General features: G+C 64.4%; 27 protein-coding genes. 10 read left to right on the forward strand and 17 right to left on the reverse strand.

What is annotated here, in order from left to right; all coding sequences use genetic code 11:
• Nucleotides 1–43: 43 nt before the first annotated feature.
• From NCS00_RS30120 to NCS00_RS30190, 15 genes are all read right to left on the reverse strand, one after another.
• A complete protein-coding gene (locus tag NCS00_RS30120; protein ID WP_250441872.1) occupies nucleotides 44–934 on the reverse strand; it encodes a VOC family protein in 891 nt (296 codons plus the stop codon).
• An 11-nt stretch (nucleotides 935–945) separates the two neighbouring features.
• Nucleotides 946–1,971: an amidohydrolase family protein gene (locus NCS00_RS30125; RefSeq protein WP_250441873.1), complete on the reverse strand. Its 1,026-nt coding sequence runs from the start codon at nucleotides 1,969–1,971 to the stop codon at nucleotides 946–948.
• Between the two features lie 7 nt (nucleotides 1,972–1,978).
• Nucleotides 1,979–2,404 (reverse strand): GlcG/HbpS family heme-binding protein, encoded by a 426-nt coding sequence (locus tag NCS00_RS30130; protein ID WP_250441874.1) that lies wholly within the window; start codon nucleotides 2,402–2,404, stop codon nucleotides 1,979–1,981.
• Nucleotides 2,405–2,425: 21 nt separating this feature from the next.
• The gene (locus NCS00_RS30135; RefSeq protein WP_250441875.1) at nucleotides 2,426–2,860 is read right to left on the reverse strand and encodes a VOC family protein; all 435 of its coding nucleotides are present in this window, start codon (nucleotides 2,858–2,860) and stop codon (nucleotides 2,426–2,428) included.
• Between the two features lie 31 nt (nucleotides 2,861–2,891).
• Nucleotides 2,892–4,448, reverse strand: coding sequence for a carboxylesterase/lipase family protein (locus NCS00_RS30140; RefSeq protein WP_250441876.1), 1,557 nt, complete (start codon nucleotides 4,446–4,448; stop codon nucleotides 2,892–2,894).
• Complete coding sequence (locus NCS00_RS30145; RefSeq protein WP_250441877.1) at nucleotides 4,445–4,999, reverse strand: carboxymuconolactone decarboxylase family protein; 555 nt, start codon at nucleotides 4,997–4,999, stop codon at nucleotides 4,445–4,447. Before NCS00_RS30145 ends, NCS00_RS30140 begins: the two co-directional genes overlap by 4 nt.
• 17 nt (nucleotides 5,000–5,016) lie before the next feature.
• Nucleotides 5,017–5,850 (reverse strand): alpha/beta fold hydrolase, encoded by an 834-nt coding sequence (locus NCS00_RS30150; protein ID WP_250441878.1) that lies wholly within the window; start codon nucleotides 5,848–5,850, stop codon nucleotides 5,017–5,019.
• Between the two features lie 4 nt (nucleotides 5,851–5,854).
• A complete protein-coding gene (locus NCS00_RS30155) occupies nucleotides 5,855–6,454 on the reverse strand; it encodes a DUF4286 family protein (protein ID WP_250441879.1) in 600 nt (199 codons plus the stop codon).
• Nucleotides 6,451–7,272, reverse strand: a complete 822-nt coding sequence (locus NCS00_RS30160) for an alpha/beta fold hydrolase (protein WP_250441880.1) — start codon at nucleotides 7,270–7,272, stop codon at nucleotides 6,451–6,453. Before NCS00_RS30160 ends, NCS00_RS30155 begins: the two co-directional genes overlap by 4 nt.
• Before the next feature lie 116 nt (nucleotides 7,273–7,388).
• The gene (locus tag NCS00_RS30165) at nucleotides 7,389–8,351 is read right to left on the reverse strand and encodes a LysR family transcriptional regulator (RefSeq protein WP_250441881.1); all 963 of its coding nucleotides are present in this window, start codon (nucleotides 8,349–8,351) and stop codon (nucleotides 7,389–7,391) included.
• 106 nt (nucleotides 8,352–8,457) lie between these two features.
• Nucleotides 8,458–9,690 (reverse strand): amidohydrolase family protein, encoded by a 1,233-nt coding sequence (locus NCS00_RS30170; RefSeq protein WP_250441882.1) that lies wholly within the window; start codon nucleotides 9,688–9,690, stop codon nucleotides 8,458–8,460.
• 156 nt (nucleotides 9,691–9,846) lie between these two features.
• Entirely contained in the window at nucleotides 9,847–11,532 is a 1,686-nt protein-coding gene (locus tag NCS00_RS30175; protein ID WP_250441883.1) for a GMC family oxidoreductase, read from the reverse strand.
• Entirely contained in the window at nucleotides 11,532–12,893 is a 1,362-nt protein-coding gene (locus tag NCS00_RS30180; RefSeq protein WP_250441884.1) for an FAD-binding oxidoreductase, read from the reverse strand. The genes NCS00_RS30175 and NCS00_RS30180 overlap by 1 nt, the downstream gene beginning before the upstream one ends.
• Before the next feature lie 47 nt (nucleotides 12,894–12,940).
• Nucleotides 12,941–14,221, reverse strand: a complete 1,281-nt coding sequence (locus NCS00_RS30185) for an MFS transporter (RefSeq protein WP_250441885.1) — start codon at nucleotides 14,219–14,221, stop codon at nucleotides 12,941–12,943.
• An 88-nt stretch (nucleotides 14,222–14,309) separates the two neighbouring features.
• Complete coding sequence (locus NCS00_RS30190; protein WP_250441886.1) at nucleotides 14,310–15,080, reverse strand: SDR family NAD(P)-dependent oxidoreductase; 771 nt, start codon at nucleotides 15,078–15,080, stop codon at nucleotides 14,310–14,312.
• A gap of 314 nt (nucleotides 15,081–15,394) precedes the next feature.
• On the opposite strand from NCS00_RS30190, the gene NCS00_RS30195 reads away from it, so the two are divergent.
• From NCS00_RS30195 to NCS00_RS30215, 5 genes are all read left to right on the forward strand, one after another.
• Nucleotides 15,395–16,441 carry a porin gene (locus tag NCS00_RS30195; RefSeq protein WP_250441887.1) on the forward strand — a complete coding sequence of 349 codons (1,047 nt, stop codon included), beginning with the start codon at nucleotides 15,395–15,397 and terminating at the stop codon, nucleotides 16,439–16,441.
• Nucleotides 16,442–16,612: 171 nt separating this feature from the next.
• Nucleotides 16,613–17,407, forward strand: coding sequence for an SDR family NAD(P)-dependent oxidoreductase (locus NCS00_RS30200; RefSeq protein WP_250441888.1), 795 nt, complete (start codon nucleotides 16,613–16,615; stop codon nucleotides 17,405–17,407).
• 32 nt (nucleotides 17,408–17,439) lie between these two features.
• Nucleotides 17,440–19,029 carry a phytoene desaturase family protein gene (locus NCS00_RS30205; protein WP_250441889.1) on the forward strand — a complete coding sequence of 530 codons (1,590 nt, stop codon included), beginning with the start codon at nucleotides 17,440–17,442 and terminating at the stop codon, nucleotides 19,027–19,029.
• Between the two features lie 26 nt (nucleotides 19,030–19,055).
• Nucleotides 19,056–19,271, forward strand: a complete 216-nt coding sequence (locus NCS00_RS30210; RefSeq protein WP_250441890.1) for a hypothetical protein — start codon at nucleotides 19,056–19,058, stop codon at nucleotides 19,269–19,271.
• A gap of 267 nt (nucleotides 19,272–19,538) precedes the next feature.
• Nucleotides 19,539–19,997, forward strand: a complete 459-nt coding sequence (locus tag NCS00_RS30215; RefSeq protein ID WP_250441891.1) for a TetR family transcriptional regulator C-terminal domain-containing protein — start codon at nucleotides 19,539–19,541, stop codon at nucleotides 19,995–19,997.
• 392 nt (nucleotides 19,998–20,389) lie between these two features.
• On the opposite strand, the gene NCS00_RS30220 is transcribed toward NCS00_RS30215, so the two are convergent.
• Both NCS00_RS30220 and NCS00_RS30225 read right to left on the reverse strand, forming a co-directional pair.
• Complete coding sequence (locus NCS00_RS30220; protein WP_250441892.1) at nucleotides 20,390–20,737, reverse strand: hypothetical protein; 348 nt, start codon at nucleotides 20,735–20,737, stop codon at nucleotides 20,390–20,392.
• Between the two features lie 344 nt (nucleotides 20,738–21,081).
• On the reverse strand, nucleotides 21,082–21,495 hold the full coding sequence (locus NCS00_RS30225; protein WP_250441893.1) for a hypothetical protein: 414 nt from the start codon (nucleotides 21,493–21,495) through the stop codon (nucleotides 21,082–21,084).
• Nucleotides 21,496–21,861: 366 nt separating this feature from the next.
• Here NCS00_RS30225 and NCS00_RS30230 point away from each other — a divergent pair, with 366 nt between their 5' ends.
• The 5 genes from NCS00_RS30230 (at nucleotide 21,862) to NCS00_RS30250 (ending at nucleotide 25,986) form a co-directional block, all read left to right on the forward strand.
• Complete coding sequence (locus NCS00_RS30230; RefSeq protein ID WP_250441894.1) at nucleotides 21,862–22,974, forward strand: CAP domain-containing protein; 1,113 nt, start codon at nucleotides 21,862–21,864, stop codon at nucleotides 22,972–22,974.
• A gap of 93 nt (nucleotides 22,975–23,067) precedes the next feature.
• Nucleotides 23,068–23,568 (forward strand): DUF2726 domain-containing protein, encoded by a 501-nt coding sequence (locus NCS00_RS30235; RefSeq protein ID WP_250441896.1) that lies wholly within the window; start codon nucleotides 23,068–23,070, stop codon nucleotides 23,566–23,568.
• 95 nt (nucleotides 23,569–23,663) lie between these two features.
• Complete coding sequence (locus NCS00_RS30240; RefSeq protein WP_250441898.1) at nucleotides 23,664–24,608, forward strand: hypothetical protein; 945 nt, start codon at nucleotides 23,664–23,666, stop codon at nucleotides 24,606–24,608.
• Entirely contained in the window at nucleotides 24,605–24,787 is a 183-nt protein-coding gene (locus NCS00_RS30245; protein WP_244808741.1) for a hypothetical protein, read from the forward strand. The genes NCS00_RS30240 and NCS00_RS30245 overlap by 4 nt, the downstream gene beginning before the upstream one ends.
• Before the next feature lie 377 nt (nucleotides 24,788–25,164).
• Complete coding sequence (locus tag NCS00_RS30250; protein ID WP_250441899.1) at nucleotides 25,165–25,986, forward strand: CsgG/HfaB family protein; 822 nt, start codon at nucleotides 25,165–25,167, stop codon at nucleotides 25,984–25,986.
• Nucleotides 25,987–26,007 lie beyond the last annotated feature (21 nt).

Genomic DNA, 26,007 nt, shown 5'->3' on the forward strand with positions numbered 1-26,007 from the left:
CGGATTGTTCAGAGCGCGGCGCTCAGGCCTGCAACGCGCTGTCCTACGCGAAGAAAATCGCCTTCTGCGCGGCTTTCAAGCGAGGCGACGGCGGCTTGCCGATGCCCCATTGATCGATGCGTCCCGGTGGCCATTTCCAGTCTTCCGGCCCGCCGGTTTTGTAGCTGTCGTCCACCTGCTGCACTTCCGCCGTGTACTCGATGACGAAATCGAACGGCCCCACGAAATACGCGAACGCGTTGTTGCCCGGCCCGTGCCGCCCGACGCCCCATTCGATCGGATAGCCCGCGTCGTTCATGCGTCCGCCGCCGCGCATCACGGAATCGAGATCGGGCATCAGGAACGCGACGTGATTGAGGCTGTTCTCTTCCGCATCCGCGAGCGCGATGCTGTGATGGTCGGAACCGCAGCGCATGAACGCCATGATTCGCGTGCGATCGGAGAGCCGGAAACCGAGCGCGTCCTCGAAGAAGCGCTGCGCGAGCGCGACGTTCTCGCTGTTGAGCACCACATGCGTGATCTTCACGGGACAGTCGGCGGCGGCTTGCGTATCGGCATGACGCGCATCGCCGGTCACGAAGCGCAAGCATCGCCCTTGCGGATCGCGCGCGACCAGTTCGACGCCACCCGCCGGATCTGTCGATGATTTCGGATCGCCAAGGATTGCGCCACCGTGCTCGGCAATCTTGCGCGCCAGCGTGTGCAGCGCCTCGATGGACGGCACGCCGAACACCACCGCGCGCACCTGCGGCGTCTCGCTGCGATGCAGGGCGAGGACGTGATGCGCGTCGCCGGTGCCGCGCAGATAGACCGCATCGTCGTCGCGTGCGGCGACCGACAGCCGCCACGTCTCGGTGTAGAACTGCGTGGCCAGATCGAGATCCGGCACCCCGATATCGATCCCGCGCAACGCGGTGACGAGACCCTGTGTCATGTGTGACTCCTTCATTGCAAACCGAGAAAGGACTCGGCGTTTCGATGGATCAAGCGCGCGCGAACGTCCTCGTCCGGCACGGCGCGTTCGATGCGTTCGCGCGCGATCGCATCGGAGAATGCGAACGGATAATCGGTGCCGAGCATGATTCGCGTATCGCCGAACATCGCTCGCAGATGCGAAAGCGTCGGCGCGTCGAACACGAGCGCGTCGTAATACATGCGGCGCGCCTGTTCGACGGGCGTCATCTCGATGGCATCACCGAGCGGCGCGAATACCGTGCGCGCCTGTTCGAGCCGCGGCAGCAGCGATGCGAGCGTGCCGCCCCCATGACTGAACGCGATGCGCAGATGCGGACGGCGCACCATCAGATTCGTGCAGATGGCAGAAGCCGCCGCGAGCCCGACATCGGTCGGATACGCGAGCGCCTGAACCAGTTGCGGCGGACCGATGAGCCGCTCCTTGCCCGCAGGCCGCAGCGCATGCACGAACACGGCCGCGGCGAGCCCTTCGGCCGCTTCGAAAAACGGATCGAATTGCATTGCGCCGATGGGTGCGCCGTTCACGTTGCTGCCGATCTCGACGCCCGCGAAGCCCGGCTCCCGCATCAGCCGCTCCAGTTCGGCGATGGCCGTATCGACGCTTTGCAGCGGCACCGCGCCGAGCCCGATCATGCGGCCGCCGCTTTGCGCCACCATCTCACCGATGACATCGTTCACGTAGTTCAGCAACGGCAGCGCGTCGGCTTCGCTCATCCAGTACGAGAGCAGCTCGGGCATCGGCGAAAGCGCCTGCAGGCCGATACGCTGCGCGTCCATGTCGGCGATACGGTGCGGCACGTCCCAGCACTGCTCGGAGACGGTCCGATAGCGCCTGCCGTCGATCATCACGTGACGATGGCACGCGTGCGCCGGCTCCATCGACGGCCAGCCGGCCGGGACGCGTCCCGCGACGCTCGCCGGAAACGATGCGGGCACGACATGCGTATGGATATCGACGCCGCCCTTCGCACATGAACAATGGCTCGTGTGATGCATGAGCGCCTCAGCGATGCGTGAAGCCGGCCGCTTCGAGGCCGGCGATGCAAATGGCTTCGTCCTCGTCGCCCGTGCCGCCGCTCGCGCCGACCGCGCCCAGCACCTGCCCCTCGCTGCCGATGATCACGACCGCGCCCGTTTGCGGGACGAACTTGCCCTGCGCGGTCGCGGAGAGCGCGCCGAAAAATGCGGGATTGTCTTTGGCGCGCTCGTGCAGCGCGCGGCTCGCGACGCCCATCCCGGCCGCCGCATACGCCTTGCCCTGCGCGATATCGAAGCGCAGCATGCTCGCGCCGTCCTCGCGCTGCATGGCCTTCAGATGCCCGGCGTCATCGAGCACGACGACCGCCATCGGCTTGTGATGGCGCTCGCGCGCGGCGGCGAGCGCGGCTTCGAGAATGCGGCTCGCATCGGCGAGACAGAGGCTTTGCATGATGTCGTCTCTCCGTTGCGATCAGAGCGTGGCGGGCTGGACCGGCGGCTTCGCGCGCTGCACGAACTCGATCAGGTTGCCCGCGTTGTCGCGCATGAAAAGATTCGAGCCGAAGGGAAATTTCTTGACCCAGACGATATCGGCGCCGCGCGCCTTGAGCTCGTCGGCGAGCGCGAACACGTCTTCCGCCGCGAATGAAACGTGCTTGTTGCCGAAGGTCTTGAGGTCCTCGTTCGGCAGGCTGCGGTCCTCGGCGGGAGGCTTCGCGCCCGGCACCTGAAACAGTTCGAGGCGCAAATTTCCGTTGATCAGGATCGCCACTTCGGCGGGAATCGATTCGATGGTGTTGCGGCGCTCGACGGTGAAGCCGAGCACGCCTTCGTACCACGCAATCGATTCGTCGAGATTGGGCACGCTGATGCCCGCATGGTCATGCCAGAATTCGATGCTGCTCATTGAACGGGTCTCCACGTAGTGTTCATGCTATTCATGCGTTCGGAACGGTCTCACGCGCGGCCGATCGCGCGCGCTGAAACCGGGCGTCGTGAAATTCGAGCGCTTCACGATTGAGCGGCTCGCCTGCTTCGATGCGTTCGCCGAAGCGCATCGCGAGCGGCGCTTGCGGCATGAAGGCGGGCCATGCGGGCAGGCCGTCGACATTCGGATTGCCGGTGCGCGCGAAAGCCACCCAGCTACGCGACATGTGACGCGCGATACGTTCGTCTTGCGCGGTCCACGCCCAGGGCTGCTGCTTCAAGGTATCGAACACATACCAGAGCTCCGCGCCGTGATACGCGCCGTAGCCATGCGGCGGCGGCGGCTCGTGAAAGCGCGCCGTCTGCGGCAAGGGCACCTCACGCTCGAAATTGAAAAGCCAGGTATCCACGATGCCCGCGCGCGCCGCGAACTGCGCGTACTTGTACGGCTGATAGGCGAACGCCGTGTCGCGCCGGAGCAGATAGCTGGACTGCGCGGCCTCCTCGTCCATCGCATGCGGATAGAGCCGCAGGAAAGCCTCGGCGTCGTCGCCATAAGTATTCGATGCGTGACGCATGAAACCTTCGCGCGTATGCAGATCGGTCTGCGGATACGGCGCGGCTTCATTCGACGTATAGCCCGTGAGCACGGGCACGCGCGTTTCGCCGCCGCGTTCGAACACGGCCTGCACGCTGTCGGCGAGAAGCGCGCCGTCGATGATCGGATTCCACATGCCGCGCGGACCCGTCATGGCATCGGCGGGCATGTTGCGCAGTTCATCGAGCGAGCGAGCGCCGAGGCTCGCGAGCAGACGTTCGCCGTCCTGTTCCGCTTCGGCGAGCGTTTTCATCGGCGCGCCCATCGGCCCGCCTGCGAAGCGCCCGGAACTATGCACGATCACGCGATGAAACAGCCCCCGCGCGCGCGGCGACGCGGCAAGCACGTTCACATGCGCCGCGCCCGCCGATTGCCCGAAGAGCGTCACGCAGGAAGGATCGCCGCCGAACGCGTCGATGTTGCGCCTCACCCATTGCAACGCGGCCACGAGATCGAGACCAGCGTAGTTGCCCGACGCGCCCGTCTCGCGCGTCAACTCGGGATGCGCGAGATAGCCGAGCGCGCCGAGCCGGTAGTTCACCGACACGACGACCGCGCCGAGCTTCGCGAGCTGCGTGCCGTCCGCGACGGGATGCGACGCGCTCCCGACCCGATGCCCGCCGCCGAAGATCCACACGATCACGGGCCGCTTCTCGCCGGAAGCACGCGCGCCGGTCCATACGTTCAGATACAGGCAATCTTCGCTGATGCCGCATTCGGGTGGACTCGCGAACGAGAACTGCCGCATGATGCTGTCGCCCGCGATGAGCGGCTGCACCGGCGCGGGGCCGAAGCGATCGGCGCGCCGCACGCCCTGCCACGGCTCGACCGGCTGCGGCGCGCGCCAGCGCAACGGACCGACGGGCGGCGCGGCGAACGGAATGCCTTTGAACACGCGGCAGGCGCCATCTTCGCTGACGAGGCCTTCGATGCGCCCGCTGTCGATCTCGACGATATCCGTGTGCATCATGAGCGGTCTCCGCCGAACGTCACCGCCTGCTTCGCTTGAACACCGAACGCGTTGATCGTCATCGAGATCAGCGTGTAGTAGCCCGCCAGGCCGACGAGATCGATCACCGCGTCCTGCCCGAGCACCTCGACGGCGTGCGCGTACAGTGCATCGGAAACGGCGCGCTCGCGATGCAGCGCGGTCACGAAGTCGTGCACCGCCTGTTCATCGCGCGCCGTGAAGGCCGGCGTGACGCCATCGCGAATGGCATCGACGATATCGGGCGCGAGTCCCGCCTGCAACGCGAGCGGCGCGTGCGCTTCCCACTCGTACGCCGATTGCCAGATCGCGCCCGTCACGATGATGGCGAGCTCGGACAACCGCGCGGGCAAACAGGTTTCGTAGCGGCAATACTGGCCCAACGCCTGCGCATGCATGGCCAGCTTCGGTCGATGCAGCCATACGGCCAGCGGTCCGCGCACGCCGCCGCGCGGACCGGCAGCGATGGCCGCGTGCACTTGCGCCTGTTCGGCATCGAGCGCGGATACATCGAGATCGGCGATTCGTTTCATGGGTGTCGGTCGTGTCGTCATGCCAGCTCCGCGACAAAGCATCGAAGCACGTCGTTGAACGTTTCCGGGCATTCGAGATTGGGCAGATGGCCCGCATCGGGAATCATCATGTAGCGCGCGTCGGGGGTCGCGTCGCTCATTTGCCGCATCACAGCGGGGAGCGCGCCATCGTTCGCGCCGACGACATAGCGCGCCGGCACGCGCAGATGCGGATAGTCCGCGCGAAAGTCGTACGACTGCATCGCGCGGGCGGCGGCGATGTAGCCCGCGGCGGAGGTCGCGCCGATCATGCGTCGCGCGTGCCGCACGCCGTCCGTCGCGTGGGCGAGCGAACCTGCCGTGAACCAGCGCGACACCGTGGGTTCGACGAGCGCCGCCATGCCTTCGTCCATCGCGATTCGCATGCGCGCGTCCCAGGTCTCGCGCGCGCCGGATGGCGCGGACCACTGACCATCGCAGGCGAGCACGCCCGCCACGCGCGAAGGATGGAGCGCAGCGCAACGCAGCATCGTCACCGCGCCCATCGATACGCCGACGAGCAGCGCGCGTTCGACATCGAGCGCATCGAGAACGGCCACGACATCCTGCGCGAGCGCGTCGAAGGTCACTTCGTCCGACGACACGGGCGTCATGCCGTGTCCGCGCTGATCGTAGCGAATCACGTTGCATCGATCCGCGAGCGAAGCGACTTGCGCGGACCACAGCGAAAGATCGGTCGCGTGGGAATTGCTGAAGACGATCGCAGGGCCATCGGGGTTACCGTCGAGTCTGCAATTCAACAGTCCGCGCGGCGTATGCAGGTGAAAGCATTCACCCCGGCGCGATGTATGAAGCGTGCTCGCGTTGCTCATGCCGTCAGCCTCGCGTGTAGGGAACGTACAGGTTGAACACGTTCGCGCCGTGTCCCTTCAGTGCTGCCAGCGGCTCGTGAAGCACGGCGGCGGAGATCGGCGCGTCGAAGCCGACCATCAGCCAGAGCGACGTGGCGTCGTCCTCGCACTCTTCGAAGCCACGAACATGCACGACGTCGTTGCGCGCGGCGAGACGTTCGTGAGCCTGCGCGAGCAGCGCGTGCGACTCCTTCACGCGCGGATAACACGCGATGAGCAGACGGGATACCGGACGGTCATGGCGGTGCGGCGTATCTGCGCTCAAAGCCGTCGCGATGATCCTGCGACGTCCACATGTGCGCGGCAGCATGCGCTTGCTCCACGGCGTGGACTGCGCGCCGGATGCGGCGAGATAGGCGTCGCTGCGCAGCGCATCGGGCGATTCGAGATCGTAGAGCGCGCCATAGCGCGGCCAGCCATCCACGCACACCCAGCGCGATGCCGACTCGAAGCCCGGCATCGCGCGGCGCTGCGGAAAATGCTCGGTGTCGTACCAGTCGTTGAACTCTTCTTCGAGGGCCGCGGGCGGCTCCATCAAAACGAGCAAGAGAGCGTTTGACGTCATGCGTGTACTCCGGGATGCGCGCGGCAGTCACGCGTGAAGTCGAGAATGTGCCGGGTGAGTTCATCGGGCGCCTGGACCGGCATCACATGAGCGCAATCGAGTTCGGCGTAGCGCGCATCCGCGAAGAGCGGCACCAGCGACCGCACGTAGGAAGGCGGACGCAGCGGATCTCGCCTGCCCGCCAGCAGCAGACAAGGACAGTCGATCGATGAAAGCCGATCATCGAGTGTGAAGTCGATCAGCGCGCCATTGGCGAGACCATAGGACACGGGATCGTTGGCGAGCCAGCGCGCGCGATAGGTGTCGAAGCGGGTGTCCGCGCGTTGATCGGCGGGATAAGAACGGTCCAGCGATGCATCGGCGATGGCACGCATGCCGGATTGCTCCACTTGCTGCATGCGCGCTTCGAGATATGAACGGCGCGCGGCATCCGTCGAAAGCGCGGGCGCGCAGAGCACGATCCCCGCGACGCGATCCGCGAAGCGCGCGGCGAATGCCAGCGCGGCGGCGGCGCCCGCCGCGACGCCGACGAGCCACAGCTGCCCATCGAACGCGAGATGCCGCGCGAGCTGCATCGCATCGTTCGCATGATCCGTCATGCAGAAAGGACGGCGCACCTTTTCGGACAGGCCATGTCCGCGCTGATCGAAACGCAGCACGCGGAACTGCGCGCTCAACGCGTCGATGACGCCGTCCCAGCTATGCACGCTGCCGCCCAGTTCATGGAACAGCACCATCCCTGCCCCGCTGCCGCGCACGTCATAGCGCAGGCTCACTTCGCCGGTATCGTGAAAGCCGCTCGCTTCTGCCTGGTACAAGACTCGTCTCCCTTCGTGCATCGTTTAGAGAGACTGTATGCGAGCGTTTTGCGCCTGCCTACGCCACGCCCGGCAAAGCAGCTATGAGCAAACGGGAACGGCTGCCGATAAACCGCTCAATCGGCGTCGAGCGCGCCGTCTTCAGGCGCGAGATCGAGACCCTCGGCGGGAAAGGTCCAGCCCATCGCGGGAGCAAGCTCCTGCGCCGCTTCGCGGATGAGCCGCGATACATGGCGCACCGCGACCGTCGAAGGCCGCGTCGACGACGCGCTCAGGTAGATCGGCCGCTCCAGCACGGGCTCGACGATGCGCGCGGCGCTCAGGCGACCGCGCTGAATCTCTGGCAGCACCGATGCCATCGACAGCACCCCATAGCCGATGCCCGCGATGACCATTTCCTTCGTCAGCGCGACCGACTCCATCTCCGCGACCACGTTCCAGCTGAAGCCATGCTGACGCGCGGTGTGTTCCAGACTCAGGCGCATGGCATTCGGCGCGCCCGGCTGGAGCACCGGCACGCCTGCGAGCCGCGCGAGCGGAATCGTCTCGTCCTGCGTGAGCGGATCGCCGGGTGGCCCGACGAGGCAAAGCTGAATCTTCGCGACGGGTTGCTCGAACACGCAGCCCGCGCCCTTGCGCAGCACGAAGCCGAGATCACAGACGCCCGTCGCCAGCCATTGTTCGATGTTGCCGCTCAGGCCTTCCGACGCGTGAATGATCACATCGGGCAGCGCCTTTCTCGCCTCGCTGACGACCTTGGTCATCAACGAACTGGCGATGGACGGCAGGCACGCGATACGCACGGTGCCGCGCACCGTGCCCGCGCTTTCGCTGATTTCGGCTTCGAGCGACCTAGCGTCGTTGAGCAGCGCGCGCGCTTTCGGCAGGATGCGCTCGCCCAGCTCCGTGAGCGAGACGCCGCGCCCGGTGCGATGCAGCAGGCGTCCACGGCATTCCGTCTCCAGCGCGGACAACTGGCGGCTCAGCGCCGACGGCACGAGACCGTAACGCGCGGCGGCTTTCGACAGGCTGCCGAGCTCCGCGACGCAAACGAACGCCTCGAGTTTTGCGAGGTCCATCGATGTCTCCGGCCGTTCGGGCTCTCGTATTGGAGGGACGGACAGTATAGGCGCGGGCCGTGCGAAGTCTCCATTCGCAACAACCCGCGCGGGGCCGCCGATGCGCTTATGCCGCCGCTTCGCTGGTCTGTCGCGCGGGCGCGGGCACCTTGCGGAACGCGCCGTCCTTCATGATCGCGAGCAGCTTCGCGCGGTCCTGAAGAATCGTGACGTCGTCGAGCGGATTGCCATCGACGAGCAGCAGATCGGCAAGAAAGCCCTCCTTGATCTGCCCGAGTTCGGAACCCATGCCCATGAGATCCGCGCCCCATTGCGTCGCGGCGACGAGCACGTCCTTCGTGGACCACGAAAAGAGCTTGACGAACAGGTCGAGATCGCGAGCGTTCTCGCCGATCGGATTCCACGGAAAACCGTAGTCGCCGCCCGGCAGCACGCGAATGCCGCGTTTGCGCATGCGTGCATAGACCTCGATGTTGCGTTCGAGCGCATCGAAGTAGCCGTTTTTCTCCGCCACTTCGCGCGTGAAGCCGAACGCTTCGCCGAGATACGCCTTCGCATACACGATGCCGATGGCCGGCGCGGTGAAGACATCGTCGCGGCGCGCTTCGAGCAGATCGAGTGCTTCCTCGTCCGCGTGCGTGCAGTGATAGATCACGCGAAAGCCGTGACGCGCGGCCATCTTCACGGCCTCGGGCGCCTGCGCGTGCGCGGCGAGCCAGATGCCCTGCCCGCGCGCGGCGGCGCCTGCCGCGGCCACTTCCTCGTCGGTGTATTCGACATCGAGCGAGCCGCCCTTGCCGAACGCGTCGTCGCCGGACAAGAGCAGCTTGACCGACTGCACGCCATCCTGCGCGGCGTGCGCGATGAACTGCGCGAGCGCTTCGGGACCGCTGCGCGACTTGTCGGCATCGGCGGCGCGTTCGAACGTGGACGGCACGAGGCGCGGTCCCGGCAGATAGCCGCCGTCGATCTCCTTCTTCAGCGCCACTTCGAAGCGCGCGCCCTTCGAGCCCGCCGAATACGCGCTCGTGAAACCGCTGTCGAGCAGCACGGCCGCGTTGTGCGCCGTGATGAGCAGATGCTCTTCCACCGGCAGATTGCGCTCGCGAATGATGCGCCCCGTCGACGATGCGAACGACAGATGCGCGTGCGCCTCGATCATGCCGGGCATCAGCGTCGCGCCGTTGCCGTCGATCACGCGTGCATCGCCTTCGTCGACGGGCTGCGTGCCGCGCGTCACGCTCACGATGCGCTGCCCCTCGACGCGCACCGCACCGGCGAACGGCTCCGCGCCGCTGCCATCGAAAATATTCACGTTCCTGAACAAGACTGAAGTCATCTGGCCTGGCCTTTGAAGACGTTTGGAAAGACGCGCGGCGCATGCTTCCCGCGCCCGGTCGATGACACCAGTCTAACGAGCGATATCGCGTGTTTTAAGGGCTTCGCGCTGCAAACCAGTTGTGCTTCGGATGCACACGTGAAGACCTTCGTGCGCTCAATGCACGCGCTCACGCGACGGCTCTTTGCCCTCCGCGTCATGCGCGAGAACGGCGGGCGGCAGCGCGCGACCCAGCAGCAGATCGGCCGCCTTTTCCGCGACCATGATCGTTGGCGCATTCAGATTGCCGCTGACGACATTGGGCATCACGGAGGCATCGGCGATACGCAATCCTTCGATGCCGTGAACGCGCAAGTGCGGATCGACCACGGCATGACTGTCGATGCCGATCGCGCAGGTGCCGCACGGATGACACGCGGTGCGCGCGTTCTGCCGCAGAAAGGCCTGCAGATCGGCATCGCTTGACCGGGCCGGACCCGGCGCGACTTCATCGGCGACGAGCGCGCGCAGCGAGGGCATCGAGAACAACTCGCGCGTCTGGCGGATCGCGCGCACGAGCGCCTCGCGGTCCTCGGCATCGGCGAGCATGTTCGACACGACCTGCGGCGGCGCCGCCGGATCGCGCGACTGAAGCCGCAGCACGCCCCGGCTCTTCGGCCGCAACAGCGCATTGCGCGCCGTCACGATGTTGGAGGTCGGGCCGCGCACGCCGGGAAACCAGAGGCGCGCATCCATCGATACGGGGCTGAAGAAGAACTGCACGTCCGGCCGCTCGAGCGTCGGCAGCGTCTTGCGAAACGCCCAGCAGGACAGCGGAATCTGCGCGAACGCGCCGGTGCCGAAGAGCTTCCATTGCAGCACCGCCCGCGCCGCGCGATCGAAGCGCAAGAAGCGGTTGAAAGTCACGTCGCCGAGCGCGCGATACATCATCGCGACGACGACGTGATCCTGCAGATTGCGCCCGACGCCCGGAAGGTCCGCGACCGGATCGATGGCGAGCGCGCGCAGTTCGTCCGCCGGGCCGATGCCGGAAAGCATCAGCAATTGCGGCGAGTTGTACGCGCCGCCCGCGACGACGATCTCGCGCTCCGCGAACACGCTCGACACCGCACCGTCGCGTCGATACGCCACGCCCACGGCGCGCCGCCCGGAAAACAGGATGCGGCTCGCGAGCGCATTGCATTCGACGGTGAGATTGGGCCGTCGCATCGCGGGACGCAGATAGCGCTCCGCCGTGCTCGCCCGCCTGCCTCCGCCGATGGTGAACTCGACATTCGCGAAGCCTTCGAGCGACGGGCCGCAGTAGTCGTCGTTGATACGCTCGCCGAGTTGCGCGGCCGCCTGCATCATCGCGGGATGGAAGGGATCGTCGACGGGCTCGCCACGGCTCACCGCGAGCGGCCCGCTGCCGCCGTGCCAGGGCGTCTCGCCGCGCCAGCTCGACTCCGCGCGCCGGAAGTAAGGCAGCACGTTCGCGTAGTCCCAACCAGTCGCGCCGGTTGACACCCAGTCGTCGTAATCCTGGCGATCGCCGCGCGCGTAGGTCATGCCGTTGATCGCGCCCGTGCCGCCGAGCACCTTGCCGCGCTGAAGCGGCAGCGTGCGGTCGTCGGCATGCGGTTCGGCCGCGCTGCTATAGCCCCACATCAGCGACGGCTCCTTGAGCAGCGCGTAGAACGCGGCGGGCATCGGCATGTAGCGGTGACGGCGGTCCGGCCCGGCTTCGAGCAACAGCACGCGCACGGAGGGATCCTCGGAGAGCCGCGCGGCGAGCGCGCAGCCCGCCGAGCCGCCGCCCACGACGATGTAATCGAAGCGGCGCGATGCGGGCAGGCTGCTCATCAGCGCGTCTCCGCCGTCAGGAAGGACAGGAACACGCCGTTCGGATCGTGCTGCGCGCGCAGACGTTCGAGCTTGTCGCTGACTTCGTCGGAAAGATATTTGTCGGGGCGCGCGAGCATGTTCTCGTCGTTCATCTGACCGCCCGCCGAGAGGTCTTCCAGCTTGCGCATCTGCTCGACGGGCCACGCATCCATCGCGGCGTCCTCGGACGGATCGCTCCAGATCGAATACGCGCCCAGATAGATATCGCCCTGCACCGACAGCACCAGATCGCCGAGCGGCTTCACCGGTCCCCAGTTGAACCAGAACACATGCGAGCGCGGTGTCGGCAGCGATGTGAAAAGCTCACGCATGCGCGGAATCAGTTCGCTCGCCGGCGCGTTCGTGTAGAGGTTGTCGCAGGCGTAGCGATAGCCGACGGGATCGGCGGCCGTGCCGCTTACGTAACGCTCGGTCAGGTTCGTCGGCTGGAAGGTTTTGCGTTTGGTCGCGCGATCCACCACCGGGCAGCGCTCGAACATCGCGAGCGCTTTGTCGGCCTCTTCGTCCGTGTCGGTGATGGCGAGCGCGGAGAGCGTCAGGCGCACCGGCGCCCAGTTGCCGTCCGGATCGTGCGCCGTCGACGTAATCACCAGTTCGACGAACGGCGGCACGTCGTTCGCGATCTCGCGCGCCCAGGTGAGCAACGCTTCGAGCACGTCGGCGGGATAGACATAGACGCTGCTCTTCATCACGGCGGGTAGCGGATGCGCCGTCAGCCTGAAGCGCGTCACCACGCCGAAGTAACCCGCGCCCGAGCCACGCACGGCCCACCAGAAGTCGCGGTTCGTGTGCTCGTCGGCGTAGATGATCTCGCCTTGCGCCGTCACGACCTCGACACCCGCGATCTGCGCGCAGCCGTTGCCCCACAGACGCGAGTTCCAGCCGAACCCGCCGCACATCAGAAAGCCGCCGACCGCGACCGTCGAATGATGGCCCGTCGGCACGATCAGACCATGCGGCTTGAGCGCGTCGTTGACCTTCTCGCCCTTCGCGCCGGGACCGACCCAGACGTGGCGCGTTCCGGTGTCCACGTCGATGCCGTTGAGCCGCGACACGTCGATCAGCATCGCGCCGTCGCGCAAATGCGGCGAGGTCCAGCTATGTCCGCCCGAGCGCACGCCGACCTTCAGGCCATGCTTCGCGGCATGGCGCACGGCGATGGCGACTTCAGCGGCGCTTTCCGCCACGACGATCACCTTTGGATAGCGGTTCGGCTTGTTCGCGCGCCACACTGCGGCGCCGCGCGCGTCTTCGTATCCTTCATCGCCCTGCCAGAACACCTTGCCTTCGAGCGCATCCAGTTCATTGCTTTCGTTCACTGCGATATCCATCCGTCTTCTCCAAATCTCTCTCGTTGCGTGTCGCGTCAGGGATGCGCCGAGCCGGTTTCGAGCCGGCTATCGACCTTCATGAAAAGCGGCTCCTGTTCCGCGGGAAAGCGGCGAAAGAACATGAGCAGCGCGGCGGCGGCGAGCAGCACGACGACCAGCGTCCACAAAGCCGGGCCATAGCTCCCCGCGCCCTGCGCGATATGCGCCGTGGTGACCGGGCCGATGCCCGAGCCGAGCGCGAACAGCGAGAAGCACGCGCCGTAGATGCGGCTGTAATGCTTCAGCCCGAAGTAGCGGCTCGCCATGTACGCGAAAGTGTCGACTTCCGCGCCCGCCGCGAGACCGATCAGCATCGCCGCGACGAATGCCGACGAACCCGTCGCGCCGGTGGCGAACATCGCCGCGCCGATGACCGGCAACAGCAGGAACGCCATCGCGACGCGCGCCGCGAAGAAACGGTCGAGCAGCCAGCCGGTGATGATCCGCCCGAACACGAGCGCGCCCCAGAGCGACGCCTGGATGATGCCCGCGATGTTGGCCGGATCGCCCGCCTTCTTCACGATGGGCACGAGGTTGAACATGATGCTCTGCACGCCGAACGCGACGAGGAACGACACCGCGAGCAGCATCCAGAACTGGCGCGTGCGTGCGGCCTCGTGCAGGCTCATGCCCCAGTCGCGGTTGATTGCCGTGTCGCTGCCTGGCGCGCCGCCATCGACGCGCAGGCCCATCGAAGCGGGATCGTCGCGCAGGATCATGTACAGCATCGGCGCGGCGAACAGGCCGATGAAGGCCGCGAACCAGCCGAACGACGCGCGCCAGCCGATCGACGCGAACATCGTGCTGACCGCGAGCGACCACAGCACGCCGCCGAGCCCCGTGCCGGCGAGCGCCACGCCGAGCGCGAGGCCGCGCCTGCGATGGAACCAGCGCGAGATCATCGTCGTGAAGCCGATCGCGGTGCAGCCGCTGCACAAGAGCGCGAAGGCGGCGAAGCGCGCGTAGAACAGCACGAGCGAATCGCTCATGAAGCGAAACGATAGAATGATGAGCGCCTCGATGACGAACGAAGCGATGATGACCTGGCGCGCGCCGAGACGGTCGACGAGCGCGCCGATGAACGGCCCGACCAGCACGCCCGCCGTCGTCGTGAAGATGTTCGCGGCCATGACCTGCTGCACGGACCAGCCGAACTCACGGTTGAGCGGGCCCGCGAGCAGGCCGAGCGTCGCCGGAATCAGTACCGCGAAGCTGCAGGCGATGCCGAATCCCGACGCGAATGTAATGATCCAGCCGTAGAAAAAGCGTGACTTCATGAATGTCGATCCTCTGTGTCGTTCTGATTTGCCGATTTCGGTGCACATCGTGTCTCCTCTCTGCGCATCCGGCAGGGACGCGTTAGCTTCAGCCGGCCATCACACCTCCGTCAACGGGAAAATTGGCGCCGGTCACCCAGCCCGATTCGTCGGAAGCGAGATAGACCGCGCACCACGCGATGTCCTCCGGGCGGCCGAGCCGTTTCATCGGAATGCGCGCGAGCAGGCGCTCGCGCACTTCGCCGTGCGTCGCGCCCGCGTATTCCGTCGCAGGCGTGACGATGAGGCCGGGCGAGATGGTGTTGGCGCGGATCGTTGGGCCGCCTTCGAGGGCGAGCTGGCGCGTCATCGCAAGCACCGCCGCCTTGCCCGCGCAATGCGCGGCCATGCCGAAGCTCACCGACGCGCGAAACGCCGACACCGACGCGAAGTTGATGATCGAGGCCGCCGCGCTGCGCTGGAGATACGGCCACGCGAGCTTGCAGGCGAGAAACACCAGATCGACCTCGCCGACCATCGTCGGAGTCCACTGGCTCGCGTAGTCCATCTCGGCCACCGAAGCCATGTGGGGCGGGATCGCCGCCGCGTTGAGCAGCACGTCGATGCGTCCGTAACGCTCCCCCGCATGCTCGATGAAGCGCCGCACGTCTTCCGATTGGGTAAGATCGCACGGCGCCACGGCATCGATCGACAGACCGCGCTCGCGTGCCTCGTTGGCAGTCGCGGCGGCGGTGCGTACATCGATGTCGCAGCCGATCACGGTCGCACCTTCCTGCGCGAACAGCATCGCGCATCCCTTACCGATGCCGCCACCGATACCCGTCACCAGCGCCACCTTGCCGCTCAGTCTTCCTGCCATGTCTGGCTCCATGTTGTGGCGGCTCGCGCCGCCCGCGCATCACTCGCACAATCCGGCCGGTTTCGCCCGGTTTTCGGAAGACTGTAGGCGCGCCGCCCGCCCTTGCCTATCGCCAATCCGGCAAACCAGTTGTGCGTAGAGCGGAACGCGGCGCGTCGCCAATCCCGCACAACTGGTTTGCTCCGCCAGCAATGGTTTTCCGAGTCCCAGTCCATTAACTTTCGCTCGTGGCAACTCGACGAACTGGATTCACGGCGCCGCCCACTGCAGGCGCGCCATGTGAAGCGAATAAAACAACGATGTCTGGAGACTGGATGAGATCCCAACGACTCGCCGCCGTCGCGGCGCTTGGCACCTGCGTTTCCCTCGGCGCGCATGCGCAAAGTTCGGTTACGCTCGGCGGATATGTCGATAGCTATTTTCAACACGCCATCACCGGCCAGGGCACGGTCAACGGCCTCGGCAACGGCGCGCTCAATCAGAGCCGCTTCTTCTTCACGGGCGTGGAGGATCTGGGCGGCGGCACGACGGCGATCTTCGATCTCGAAGCGCCGTTCAATCCGAACACCGGCACGGGCGCGTCGTCGCTCTTTAGCCGCAATGCCTACCTGGCCCTGCATAACGACAAGTACGGCGAGCTGCGCATGGGCCGTGTCACGACGCTGCAGAACGACATTCTGTCGAGCTTCTGGATGGCGCGCTGGGGCGCGTCCGAAAACGCCTTCCTGTTCCAGGGCAACACCGTGATGAACACCAACAACACGGTGCGTTACGAATCGCCCTCGTTCTACGGCTTCGTGCTCGATGCCCAGTATTCGTTTGGCACCAACGGCGGCGCCGCGGGCAATCTGTGGGAAGTAAAGGGGCAATACGATTTCGGCGGATTGCGCGCGGCGGGCAGCTTCTATCGCTCGAAGTCTCCGCATGACGTGAATTTCCCCAACTCGATGCTCTCGATGGTCACCGCCGGCGCGAGCTACGCCTTCGCCTATGCCATTCCTTACGTGCTTTATCAGCGCGTCTTCACGACCGACGCCGCCGGCACCGCGGCCGTGAATCGCTACAACGTCGATTTCGCGCTCGCCATTCCGTTCGGCGCGACGTCCGTGCGCTTCGACTACGGCTTCACGCGCGATCAGGCCGTGGCCAACGCGAATGCCGATTCGGCGAGCGTGCGCGTGGACTACAGCCTCTCGAAACGAACGATCGTCTATGCGGGCCTGAGCAAGATCTGGAACGGCGAGAACGCCTACTATCAGGCCACCAGCGCGTCGGGCAGCACGCCCGTTTCCACGGTGACGGCCGCGTATCTCGGCAAGAACTCGACCTCGTTCATCGTCGGCATGCGCACGGCGTTCTGAGCGCACGGAACTCATCGCGCGCCGCCTTGCCGGCGCGCGATGAGCCAAAGATCGCAAGCGTGTTCGTGGTTCCACGGGTAAACCCCTGAGCGTGTCATCGTGTATTGAAAGGCCGATCGGCACGCGCTAAATTACCATCGATAGTAATAAAGAGCAAAGGAGTCAGACAGCATGGATTTCACCGGGAAGGTGGTGCTGATCACGGGCGCGGGACGCGGCATCGGCGAGGCGCTCGCGCAGCGGCTCGCACAGGAAGATGCGCAGATCGTCATCGCCGATATCGATGCGCAACGCGCGGGCGCGGTCGCCGCCGCGCTGTGCGAAAGCGGCGCGCAAGCGCTCGCCGTGACGTGCGATGTCGTCGATGCGGCATCGATCGAAGCGGCGCGCGGGCGCATCGTCGAACGGTTCGGATGCGTCGACGTGCTCATCAACAATGCTGCCGCACAGCAGTTCGGTCCCGGCGACGTACACACGATCGATCTCGATCGCTACCGGCAGTCGTTCGAGATCAACGTGCTCGGCGACGTCCGCATGGTCGAGGCGTTCCTGCCTGACATGATCGAAAGACGCAGCGGCTATATCGTCAATACAGCTTCGTCGCTCGTGATTCGGCCGAACCCGGTCGTGCAGCATTTGATGCCCTACGTGACATCGAAAGGCGCCGTGCTCGCCTGGACTTACGCCTTGTCCTGCGCGATGAAGCCGCACGGCATCGGCGTTTCGCTGTTCTGTCCCGGACTCACGGCCACGCGTCCCGACGGGCTCACCTATCCGCAACGCATGGGATGGTTCGATTGCACGCCTGCCGAGCTCGCGACGCCCGGCAGCGTGACGGATTGCGCGAACCGCCTGCTGCAAGGGCTGCGCGAAGAACGCTTCGCCATTTCCTCCGAGCCGGACTACGAAGCGGCGCTCGTCGACTTCGCACGCGCCGGGCTCGATCCAAACTTCTATTCCATTTGATACGGATTTACGATTAATAAAGGGGACATGCAATGCCGCAATTCGATGTCGTCGTCATGGGCGCGGGCCACAACGGGCTCGTCGCCGCCGCTTATCTCGCCAAGGCGGGCAAGAGCGTGCTCGTGCTGGAGCGCGCGCCCTTCTACGGCGGTGGCGTGGTCACGCGCGAGATCACCTTGCCCGGTTTTCATCACGACACGCACTCGTCGTCGCACGTCATGCTCGCCGGCAATCCGATGATGACGGAAGACGAACTCGGTCTTCTGTCGCGCTTCGGCCTGAAGTACGTGGCGATGGACAAGCCGCAGGCCACGCTCTTCGCCGATGGCAGTCATATCGTCACGCATCGCAACTCGGACCAGACGTGTGAGTCGATCGCGAAGTTCTCCGAGAAGGATGCGGAGACCTATCGCCGCTTCGCCGCGCAAAGCGAAAAGCTTTTGCCGATGTTCCTGCAGGGCATGTACGCGCCGCCCGCGCCCACCGGCCCGTTTCTCGCGATGCTCTCGCAGAGCCCCGAAGGCCGCGACATCTTCCAGATGATGACGCGCAGCCCGCTCGATTTCGTCGACGACATGTTCGAGAACGAGCAGGTGAAGATCCATATGCTGAAGCCTTCGGCGGAACTGCTGCACTTCCCCGACGAAGGCGGCACCGCGATGGGCCTGTTCCTGTTCCCCGCGTTGATGCACAAGTTCGGCTCGCCCAAGCCGATCGGCGGCAGCGGAAAGTTGTCGGATGCGCTCGTGCAATGCATCCGCCACTTCGGCGGTGAAGTGGTCTGCAATCGCGAAGTGCGCAAGGTGCTCACGAGCGGCGATCGCGCGGTCGGTCTCGAAACCACCGACGGCGAACAGTACATGGCGCGCGATGCGGTGATTGCGGCCATTCACCCGAAAGTGCTGGATCGTTTCGTCGATGGTCTCGCGCCGCCGCTCGTCAAACGCGCGAAGGCCGGCAAGTTCTCGTCGTTCAATGTGCTTCAAGTGCACATGGCGCTCGACAAACCGCTCGAATTCCGCGCGGGCAAGGCGCTCGAAAGCTGTCAGATGGTTCAGTACTGTCATACGGACCGGCTGTCCGAGTTCCTCAAGGAGTACGATCCGCTGCGGCACGGCGAGATTCCCGCGAACCAGATTCTGTCCGGTCAGGACCAGACGCGTATCGATGCGACGCGCGCGCCGGCCGGCAAGGGCATCGCGTTCACGCAGGCGTTCGTGCCTTATCGGCTCGCGGAAGGCGGCGCGGCGCGCTGGGACGAGGTGAAGCACGAAGTGGGCGAACGCGCGGTGGAAGGCGCCCGCAAGTTCGTGAGCAATCTCGATGACGGCAATATCCTCGCGCGCGAAGTGCAAAGCCCGCTGGATCATGAACGCGATTCGCCCAACAGCTTCGTCGAAGGCGACATTCACGGGCTGGGCGGCAACTTCTTTCAAAGCGGCGGCAATCGCCCGACGCCCGAACTCTCGGACTATCGCGTGCCGGGCGTGAAGCGTCTCTATCTCGTCGGTCCGTTCATGCATCCGGGCGGCAGCGTGTTCGGCGCGGGGCGCAATACAGTGATGAACGTTTTCTCAGACATCGGTCTCAACTTCGATCGCGTACGCAAGGCGGCTGTATGAAAATCTACTCCTCGGATGGTCAGGAAATGATGACCGTGACGTCGTTCGAACGCGAGGGGTCCAGCCTCGTCGTCAAAGGCATGATCTTCGGCGCCATGCCGATGTCGGCGGAGCTGAGACCGGAAGAGGCGCGCGCGGCGCTGAAGCTGCTCGACTTGAAAACGCTCTGGCTTTTGCTGACAATCGCCTTCCGGCGCAGCAAGTCGGACGCGCCCTCCGTCGCGGCCCAGGAAGGTCTGTAAAGCGCCGCTCTCTCACTTTCAGACGCGATGCCAAAACCACCCACAGTCACACCGCAAGCCGGAACGAAGCGCAAACCACGCGCGGTCAAACGGCCGAGCGGACGTCCGGGCGCCGATGCACCGGCAATCGGACGGGACACCATCGTCGAATGCGCGTGCGAACTGCTGCGCATGCTGCCTCCGGGCAAGATCACGCGCTCGGAGGTGGCGCGGCTCGCGGGTGTCGATCCTTCTCTCGCCCGCTATTACTTTCGCGATGGTCAAAGCATGCTGCTCGCCGTCGCCGAAAGGCTCACGGAGCAGTTCGCTCATCGCGTCGAACGCTTCGCCGCCGCGTCCGATGTAACGCCGAAGGAAGCGCTCAAGGCGCGCATCCGGTCGCTGATGGCACTGCAAGTCGAATACCCCTACTTTCACCAACTCATCGCCCAGGAGGTGATGGAGTCCGAGGATCCGACCGCGCGACGCCTGATGGAGAGGCTGACCGACAGCGGCATGCGCGCCTATCAGGCGATCATCGACTCCGGCGTCGCCGACCGGTCGATGCGCGCGGTGGATGGACAACAGCTTTTTCTTGCGGTCGTAGGGATGTGCGAGTCCTTCGTCACCGGCTTGCCCATGCTTCGCTTCGCGCGTGGCAAGACGATCGACGTGCTCGCCGAAAGCAGACGCTACGAAGAATTCATCTGCGAACTCGTTCTTCGTGGCGTCCTCGCGCGGTCATGAGAGTGCATGGTGGATGGCGAGGTCCACGCAATGTAATCATTTTCAGCCTGACCGTGTTAGCCGGTGGGCCCCATGCATTTGTGTTCCATGTCGTCATCACGTAAGGGCTCTGGTTGACCTTCACATATCTTCCGCGACGAGCAAAACACTCCTATGAACGACCGCTGCGACCCAAAATCGGTATGGCCGGTTAGGCGAGTTGAGCAGCCTATCGAGTGTTCAGCACCACACGATACCGAACGACCGGAAGTGGCCGAACACGGAAACTTTGGAAGCAGGTGCTTTTGGTACGGCTTCGTCTCCGGTGTCGGTACGACGAACGTGCGCGATACGACCGTTCGTGGCAACTTCTCCGCAGGGGAGGTCCTATCCCCCTCGGGGACGCTTCGCCGTCACATCGCTTCGTCGACCTCGGATCCCGGCGGCCAGAGCATCGTCACGATGAGCCGCGCAAGGGTTCCACGTAGCTTCGCCTCCGCTCGCGCGGAATCCCTTTCCGCCTCCAGTGCCAGCTCGAGAACGACGAGGATGCCATCGGTCGAGGTCGTTAGCGTATGCAGGGGGTTCGCCACCGTCGCCGGTCCGAAGGAGCTTGGCATGTCGGCGAGACCGGGGACAATGGGCTCGAGGTCGCTCGGCGAAAGGCAATCGCCCTCTTTCAGCGCGAACAGCGCCTCGGGGATGATCCTCGGGTCAGCCGCCTGCACGGTGAACAGGACCGAACTGTCCGCGATTTTCATGACGCGACGCTTCCGGCGCGCGTAAGCTTCCACTGCGCCAAGTCGGAGATACGTCGATCGTCGATGCGAGAAAGCCATAGAGTCGGATGCGCGGACCTTGGCGCGAAAGGTAGACGCGTCCAATTTTACCCACGCGAAACTATGTCGACGGTTCCTGAACTCGTCGCTGTACTTTCAAGCCGCCTTGGCTTTCTTACCTGCGTCGAAGCCGTCGGTAGCGTCCAACAGGGAACCGGAGATCTCGCCGATCAGTCTCGCCTGACACTCGGGCGTAAGGCGCTCGCGGCGCCTCCGTATGCATTTTTTCTCCGCGTGTCCCGTTGTTCGATCTTTTTCGGTCAGTTCTAGGCCGAGCCGTGTCCCGGCGCTCTCATCAGTAGACGAACCGCTTTTAACGACGCGGCCGACATCAGCAACAAGGACAAACCAAACGCCAGCATCGACCATAAAAAGAAGGGCCGCGAGGTTGCCGCTGAGTCGAGCATGCCCTGCACCTCCAGCTTCCGTGCCCCGACATTTTCTACAGCAGCCTTCGCCTCAGCGCTATCACCATGCTTTACCTGTCTAGTCGTCGCTGCAGTGAGCGTCGCCGCCAGCGTCGCATTCGAATTCGCAGAGAGCGACGCTAAGGCCGTCGCTGCGCTAATACCGGTTGCGCCGACAGCCACCATCAACGTAATTGCGACAACTTTGGGTCCAACCATTTTCATCTGCGTCATCTCGTTTTTTGCTTTTACACGCGGCCTGAACCACGACATGACGTGTCAGCTCCTACCGACCCTTCTATCGGTCGCTTGACGCCGGGCTTAGCGGTTCCGCGAGCGGCCACGCTCACCATTGCGAACGATACATCGCCGGCAACGTCAGCTACGGGCGAAAGGCGCTCGAAAAATCGTAGCTTTCGCCCGCTCATGAGCCGGCGTTCTGTTCACCATGCTCATGCTGGTCCGGGCTGGCATGACGATTCACAATAGTCGCAACCCGACCATGGGGTGGGCGCGACTCAACCGCCTTGACAAGCGCCTTTTCGGACAACACTGGTTTGTCAACGATCCGCGCGCTTGGGTCGGTGACGAGACTAAACAATCAGAGCGCCGCGCAGGCGTCCACGAATTTAACGAGGCTTGATTTTGAAAAGATTGTATTTTTTATTGCCGTCCGTCCGCGTTACTGCGGTGACCGCGCTGACCGTCGCCGTGCTCGCCGCCTGCGGCGGCGGGGGTTCTTCCGACTCGAACAGCGCGAAAAGCTCAAACAGCACAGGAGGCTCCAACGACACGGGGAGCCAGAGTGGCACCCCAGCCGCGTCGCAGAAAGTGAGCTTCCTGCCACCGGCGTCCACGGCGCAAAGCGTTGCGGCCACGGGAGACCCGATTGCCGACAGCGTCGCTTACCTGAACGCCATGCGGCATAACGTCGGTTACACGACGGCGCTCTCGATCGACAAGGGGCTGATGACGTCGTCGCAAAACCATGCTGTTTATCTTGCCGACAACTCGATTCTGAGCCACAACGAGACGGCTGGTCAGCCCGGATTCACCGGTGCAACCCCCGGGGTCCGCATCAACGCACAAGGCAGCTACACGGCTTGGGGCGAGGTAACGTCGGCCGGTGATGCGCGAGCATTTACCGACTCCCTGGTGGCCGTCAGGCTCCTGTTCGACGCGCCCTATCACCGTGTCATCATGCTCGACAACCTCGCCAGTATGGGCGTGGGCAGCGCCTCCAGCTCGACGTGGGGGGCGTTCAACATCGACTTCGGCAACATGACGTCCGCCCTCAGCGGCACGCAAGTCATCGCTTATCCGTACCCGAACGAGACGGACGTTCCGACGGATTGGTACGTCAATGAAATTCCGAGCCCGTTTGCGTCCGCGCCTCAGCACAACCAGACGTACACCGGGTACCCGATCACCATTCAGGGCAACATGATGTCCAAGTTGAGTTCGGTGAGCTATACGGTCACCGACAGCGGCGGGAATGCGGTGCCGTGTCAGCTTCAGACATCTGCCAACGATACGCAGCTCACGAACGCTGCGATGTGCGTTCCTTTCAAGCCGCTCAACGCAAGCGCCACGTACACGGTGCATGTCGTCGGAGTTCTGACCACATTCGGGGCGAATGGGACCCAGAACAGTCCGCTTGATCTCAGCTGGTCGTTCACCACCAAGGCTGCAAGCACAACGAAGGCGCAGGGGTTGAACCGTGGCGGCATTCGTCCACCCGCCGTCCTATAAGAGCCGTCTCGGCAAATGAAACGGCTTTCAGCGAGGCACACAGCGTCCGGCCTCCTGCTTGCCGTGCACGACCTATAACCGCATCGAGGCACCATGCAAAGCCACATCGCACCAGTTGTAGTCATCGCCCTATTGGTTGGCATCGTCGCGATCATTGCCAGCAAGGTCGCCGCGAAGCCCCGATATAGGGCTGTTCCCCTGCTGACCGCCAACGAGAAGGAGTTCTTCGAGCGGCTTCGTCGCGCGCTTCCCGAGGCGTTGATCTTTCCGCAAGTCGCGATGTCAGCGCTCATCCAGCCGATCTCCAACGGAAAGCAGCGCACCATCGACTTTCGACGAATCTCGCAAAAGCGGGTGGACTACGCGGTCTACGACAGACAGCTCACGCTCGTCGCCGTTGTCGAGCTCGATGACCGGACGCACGACGCCGCGCGTGACGCCGTGCGCGACGCATATCTCGCAAGCGCGGGTATTCGGACAGTCCGCTTTCAGTCGAAGGCGAAGCCGGATGAGAGCGGTATCCGGTCCGCGTTATTCCCCGCGGAGACGCGCGTCCAAGCAACGGAAGCTTCCTCTCTCTTCTCTCGGGTGTGAAGCGGCGGCAGGTTCCTTGACTTCCCGTTGGTGTCGATAGGCTGGTTTATGACGCGAACGGACTCGCGTCGCTATCGTCACCCAAGCGAGGTCCCATGGAACCCAACAAGAAAGAGCCCGTCGACGCGATGAAACTGATCAAGTCGGTCATCGACGTCATCCAAGCATCCTTCGCGACCGCGTGGAAAGCGGTCCTCCTCCTGGGCGGTGCTGTTTTGATCGCCTACTGCTATTTCGAAAGCATCGTGCCCGAGGGCTTGTCGCTCGGCGATGCCTTCTTCCTCGCCTCCGCCGCGTTCTCATTCACCTGCATTGCGCTGATTGGCATCTGCTTCGGTGCCTTCGCGGCGTTGTGGGCGCTCAAGCTTTTCGTCGTCGCAAACAACTTCCGCCTCAAGCGGCGCGGGAAGCCGCCGGCAGCGTTGCTGCATCGCGCAGTCGATAATGGGGCAACGGTCTTCATGTCATTGATCGTTACGCTCGCGTTTGGCTCCACGTTGGTTCTTCTGAAAGACCAAGCGCCCGATGCGCGCATGCACGCGACGTTGTTGTTTTTCGCGGCTGCCGGCCTAATCGGCGGAATCCTCCTGCTCATCGTACCCACCACCACGGCACAGCGACCCAGCATTCGCCTGACCGTGAGTTTTCTTGCGATGACGATCTTCGGTTTGCTCGTAGCAACGCGCCCCGCCTTGTTAAATCTGGCAATGGTCAATCTCGGCGTGCGCTCGGCTCCCGGCCAAGTCGTCCTCTTTTCCGACGCTGAGCACACGCAGTTGGCTGCGATCGCGACGGCGAGCGGAGTCAAAGTGCAGTTCTGCAAGCTTCCGACCACTGATAAGTGGGGGACGCGCGATGCCCGCGCCGTGTGGCATGGCGTGGGCGGCAGTTCCTACGTTCGGCTCTTCGACGAAACAAACGGGTCGCGAGACGTTCTCGTGCGGGCGAACCGCGCGGATGTCGAAGTAATCCGCGGGGAGCGGACCGGCTTCGACTGCCCTCCGAAGGTGGCCGCTGCTTCGATCGGAAAGTCGTCATGACGCGCATCTACGCGACGCTGAGAAAGCGCTACACCACTGAAGCGCTCAAAGGCATGGGGTTCGTGAAGGACGGCGGGCTGATGGTGAAACGGGGGGCGATGCGTCGTATCCGTGCGCAGGCATCAAGCCTTGATGGAGTGTGGTGGCGCGTGACCCCGCTTGAGCGCCGATGGCGTTAGGCGGTCAGCGATGAAAGAGCATCAAAAAGACGCCTCTTTTCGGTCCTGCCGTCGTTTCTTGGCCGGTAGCCTTGTTATCGCCCTGGGAGAGTTGACGCCGCGTCGCCAATGACCTCCCCGGCACGTAGCACCCCTGCCCCTTGACTCCCGGCTCCAGACGGCGGGCGACACCTCCCTAAACGCGCGCAGGACCCGGCTCGCTGGAGCGAGCCGGCGTAGTACCGAATTCGACGAGCGTTTGCACGCGGGCCGCTGCCCTGGCTGACTCACGACGCCAGACACGCTGAGCCGATGTCGCGAAGCAAGAAAGTGATTTTGATTAAAGGTCCGGGTTTGAAGCCAATACAAAGGACCATACGACACAACAACGAGGAAACATGAAACTCAAAATGATCGGCGTGGCCGCCCTGTCCGTTTTCGCCCTGTCCGCTTGCTCCGAAATGCAGATGGGCGCACCGTCCGCCAAGACGGCTGCGACCGGTTCCGCTGCTGGTGAAGCGTCGCAGAACGCCAACGCAGGCCTTCAGCACTGCACGGCGCCGCTCGGCACCGTCGCGATCGTCGAAGATACGGAAGCGCCGTGGTACGGCCTTCTCACCGGTCAATACCAGCTCGGCTCGACGGTGCCCGTTCTGAAGCTGCTCGTCCAGCAAAGCAACTGCTTTGTGATCGTCGATCGCGGCCGCGCGCTCGGCACTGCGATGGGAGAACGCTCGCTGAACGCATCGGGCGAACTGCGCAAGACCTCGAAGATGCACAAAGGCCAGATGGTCGCGGCCGACTACACGATCAGCCCGACCGTGACATTCAGCAACCGCGACGCTGGCGGCGGCGCAGCGGGTCTGCTCGCATTCGTGCCCGTGGTTGGCGGTGTGCTCGCCGGTGCCGCCGGCACGATGAAGGCGCAGGAAGCCTCGACCATGCTGACGCTCGTCGACAACCGCTCCAGCGTCCAGTTGGCGGCCGCCGAAGGATCAGCGCGTAACGTCGACTTTGGCATGCTCTCCGGGGTGTTTGCTGGCGGCTTCGGCGGTGCTGGCGCTGCAGGCGGCGGTGCCTACGCACGGACTGCGCAGGGCAAGGTCGTCGTCGCAGCATTCACCGACTCGCTCAACAACCTCGTCGGTGCAGTTCGCCAGTACCGGGCGCAGAACGTCAAGGGCGGCCTCGGCAACGGCGGCGCTCTGGTCGTCAATTAATCGAGCCGAGGGCGGAAGGCA

This window comes from Caballeronia sp. AZ1_KS37, from assembly GCF_023631165.1.
GTDB lineage: Bacteria > Pseudomonadota > Gammaproteobacteria > Burkholderiales > Burkholderiaceae > Caballeronia > Caballeronia zhejiangensis.

What these genes read in the sequence shown, in the direction of transcription:
- NCS00_RS30120 (WP_250441872.1), bottom strand. Translation starts at nt 934, where the DNA reads ATGACACAGGGTCTCGTCACCGCGTTGCGCGGGATCGATATCGGGGTG.
- NCS00_RS30125 (WP_250441873.1), bottom strand. Translation starts at nt 1,971, where the DNA reads ATGCATCACACGAGCCATTGTTCATGTGCGAAGGGCGGCGTCGATATC.
- NCS00_RS30130 (WP_250441874.1), bottom strand. Translation starts at nt 2,404, where the DNA reads ATGCAAAGCCTCTGTCTCGCCGATGCGAGCCGCATTCTCGAAGCCGCG.
- NCS00_RS30135 (WP_250441875.1), bottom strand. Translation starts at nt 2,860, where the DNA reads ATGAGCAGCATCGAATTCTGGCATGACCATGCGGGCATCAGCGTGCCC.
- NCS00_RS30140 (WP_250441876.1), bottom strand. Translation starts at nt 4,448, where the DNA reads ATGATGCACACGGATATCGTCGAGATCGACAGCGGGCGCATCGAAGGC.
- NCS00_RS30145 (WP_250441877.1), bottom strand. Translation starts at nt 4,999, where the DNA reads ATGAAACGAATCGCCGATCTCGATGTATCCGCGCTCGATGCCGAACAG.
- NCS00_RS30150 (WP_250441878.1), bottom strand. Translation starts at nt 5,850, where the DNA reads ATGAGCAACGCGAGCACGCTTCATACATCGCGCCGGGGTGAATGCTTT.
- NCS00_RS30155 (WP_250441879.1), bottom strand. Translation starts at nt 6,454, where the DNA reads ATGACGTCAAACGCTCTCTTGCTCGTTTTGATGGAGCCGCCCGCGGCC.
- NCS00_RS30165 (WP_250441881.1), bottom strand. Translation starts at nt 8,351, where the DNA reads ATGGACCTCGCAAAACTCGAGGCGTTCGTTTGCGTCGCGGAGCTCGGC.
- NCS00_RS30170 (WP_250441882.1), bottom strand. Translation starts at nt 9,690, where the DNA reads ATGACTTCAGTCTTGTTCAGGAACGTGAATATTTTCGATGGCAGCGGC.
- NCS00_RS30175 (WP_250441883.1), bottom strand. Translation starts at nt 11,532, where the DNA reads ATGAGCAGCCTGCCCGCATCGCGCCGCTTCGATTACATCGTCGTGGGC.
- NCS00_RS30185 (WP_250441885.1), bottom strand. Translation starts at nt 14,221, where the DNA reads ATGAAGTCACGCTTTTTCTACGGCTGGATCATTACATTCGCGTCGGGA.
- NCS00_RS30190 (WP_250441886.1), bottom strand. Translation starts at nt 15,080, where the DNA reads ATGGCAGGAAGACTGAGCGGCAAGGTGGCGCTGGTGACGGGTATCGGT.
- NCS00_RS30195 (WP_250441887.1), top strand. Translation starts at nt 15,395, where the DNA reads ATGAGATCCCAACGACTCGCCGCCGTCGCGGCGCTTGGCACCTGCGTT.
- NCS00_RS30200 (WP_250441888.1), top strand. Translation starts at nt 16,613, where the DNA reads ATGGATTTCACCGGGAAGGTGGTGCTGATCACGGGCGCGGGACGCGGC.
- NCS00_RS30205 (WP_250441889.1), top strand. Translation starts at nt 17,440, where the DNA reads ATGCCGCAATTCGATGTCGTCGTCATGGGCGCGGGCCACAACGGGCTC.
- NCS00_RS30210 (WP_250441890.1), top strand. Translation starts at nt 19,056, where the DNA reads ATGATGACCGTGACGTCGTTCGAACGCGAGGGGTCCAGCCTCGTCGTC.
- NCS00_RS30215 (WP_250441891.1), top strand. Translation starts at nt 19,539, where the DNA reads ATGCTGCTCGCCGTCGCCGAAAGGCTCACGGAGCAGTTCGCTCATCGC.
- NCS00_RS30220 (WP_250441892.1), bottom strand. Translation starts at nt 20,737, where the DNA reads ATGAAAATCGCGGACAGTTCGGTCCTGTTCACCGTGCAGGCGGCTGAC.
- NCS00_RS30225 (WP_250441893.1), bottom strand. Translation starts at nt 21,495, where the DNA reads ATGTCGTGGTTCAGGCCGCGTGTAAAAGCAAAAAACGAGATGACGCAG.
- NCS00_RS30235 (WP_250441896.1), top strand. Translation starts at nt 23,068, where the DNA reads ATGCAAAGCCACATCGCACCAGTTGTAGTCATCGCCCTATTGGTTGGC.
- NCS00_RS30240 (WP_250441898.1), top strand. Translation starts at nt 23,664, where the DNA reads ATGGAACCCAACAAGAAAGAGCCCGTCGACGCGATGAAACTGATCAAG.
- NCS00_RS30245 (WP_244808741.1), top strand. Translation starts at nt 24,605, where the DNA reads ATGACGCGCATCTACGCGACGCTGAGAAAGCGCTACACCACTGAAGCG.
- NCS00_RS30250 (WP_250441899.1), top strand. Translation starts at nt 25,165, where the DNA reads ATGAAACTCAAAATGATCGGCGTGGCCGCCCTGTCCGTTTTCGCCCTG.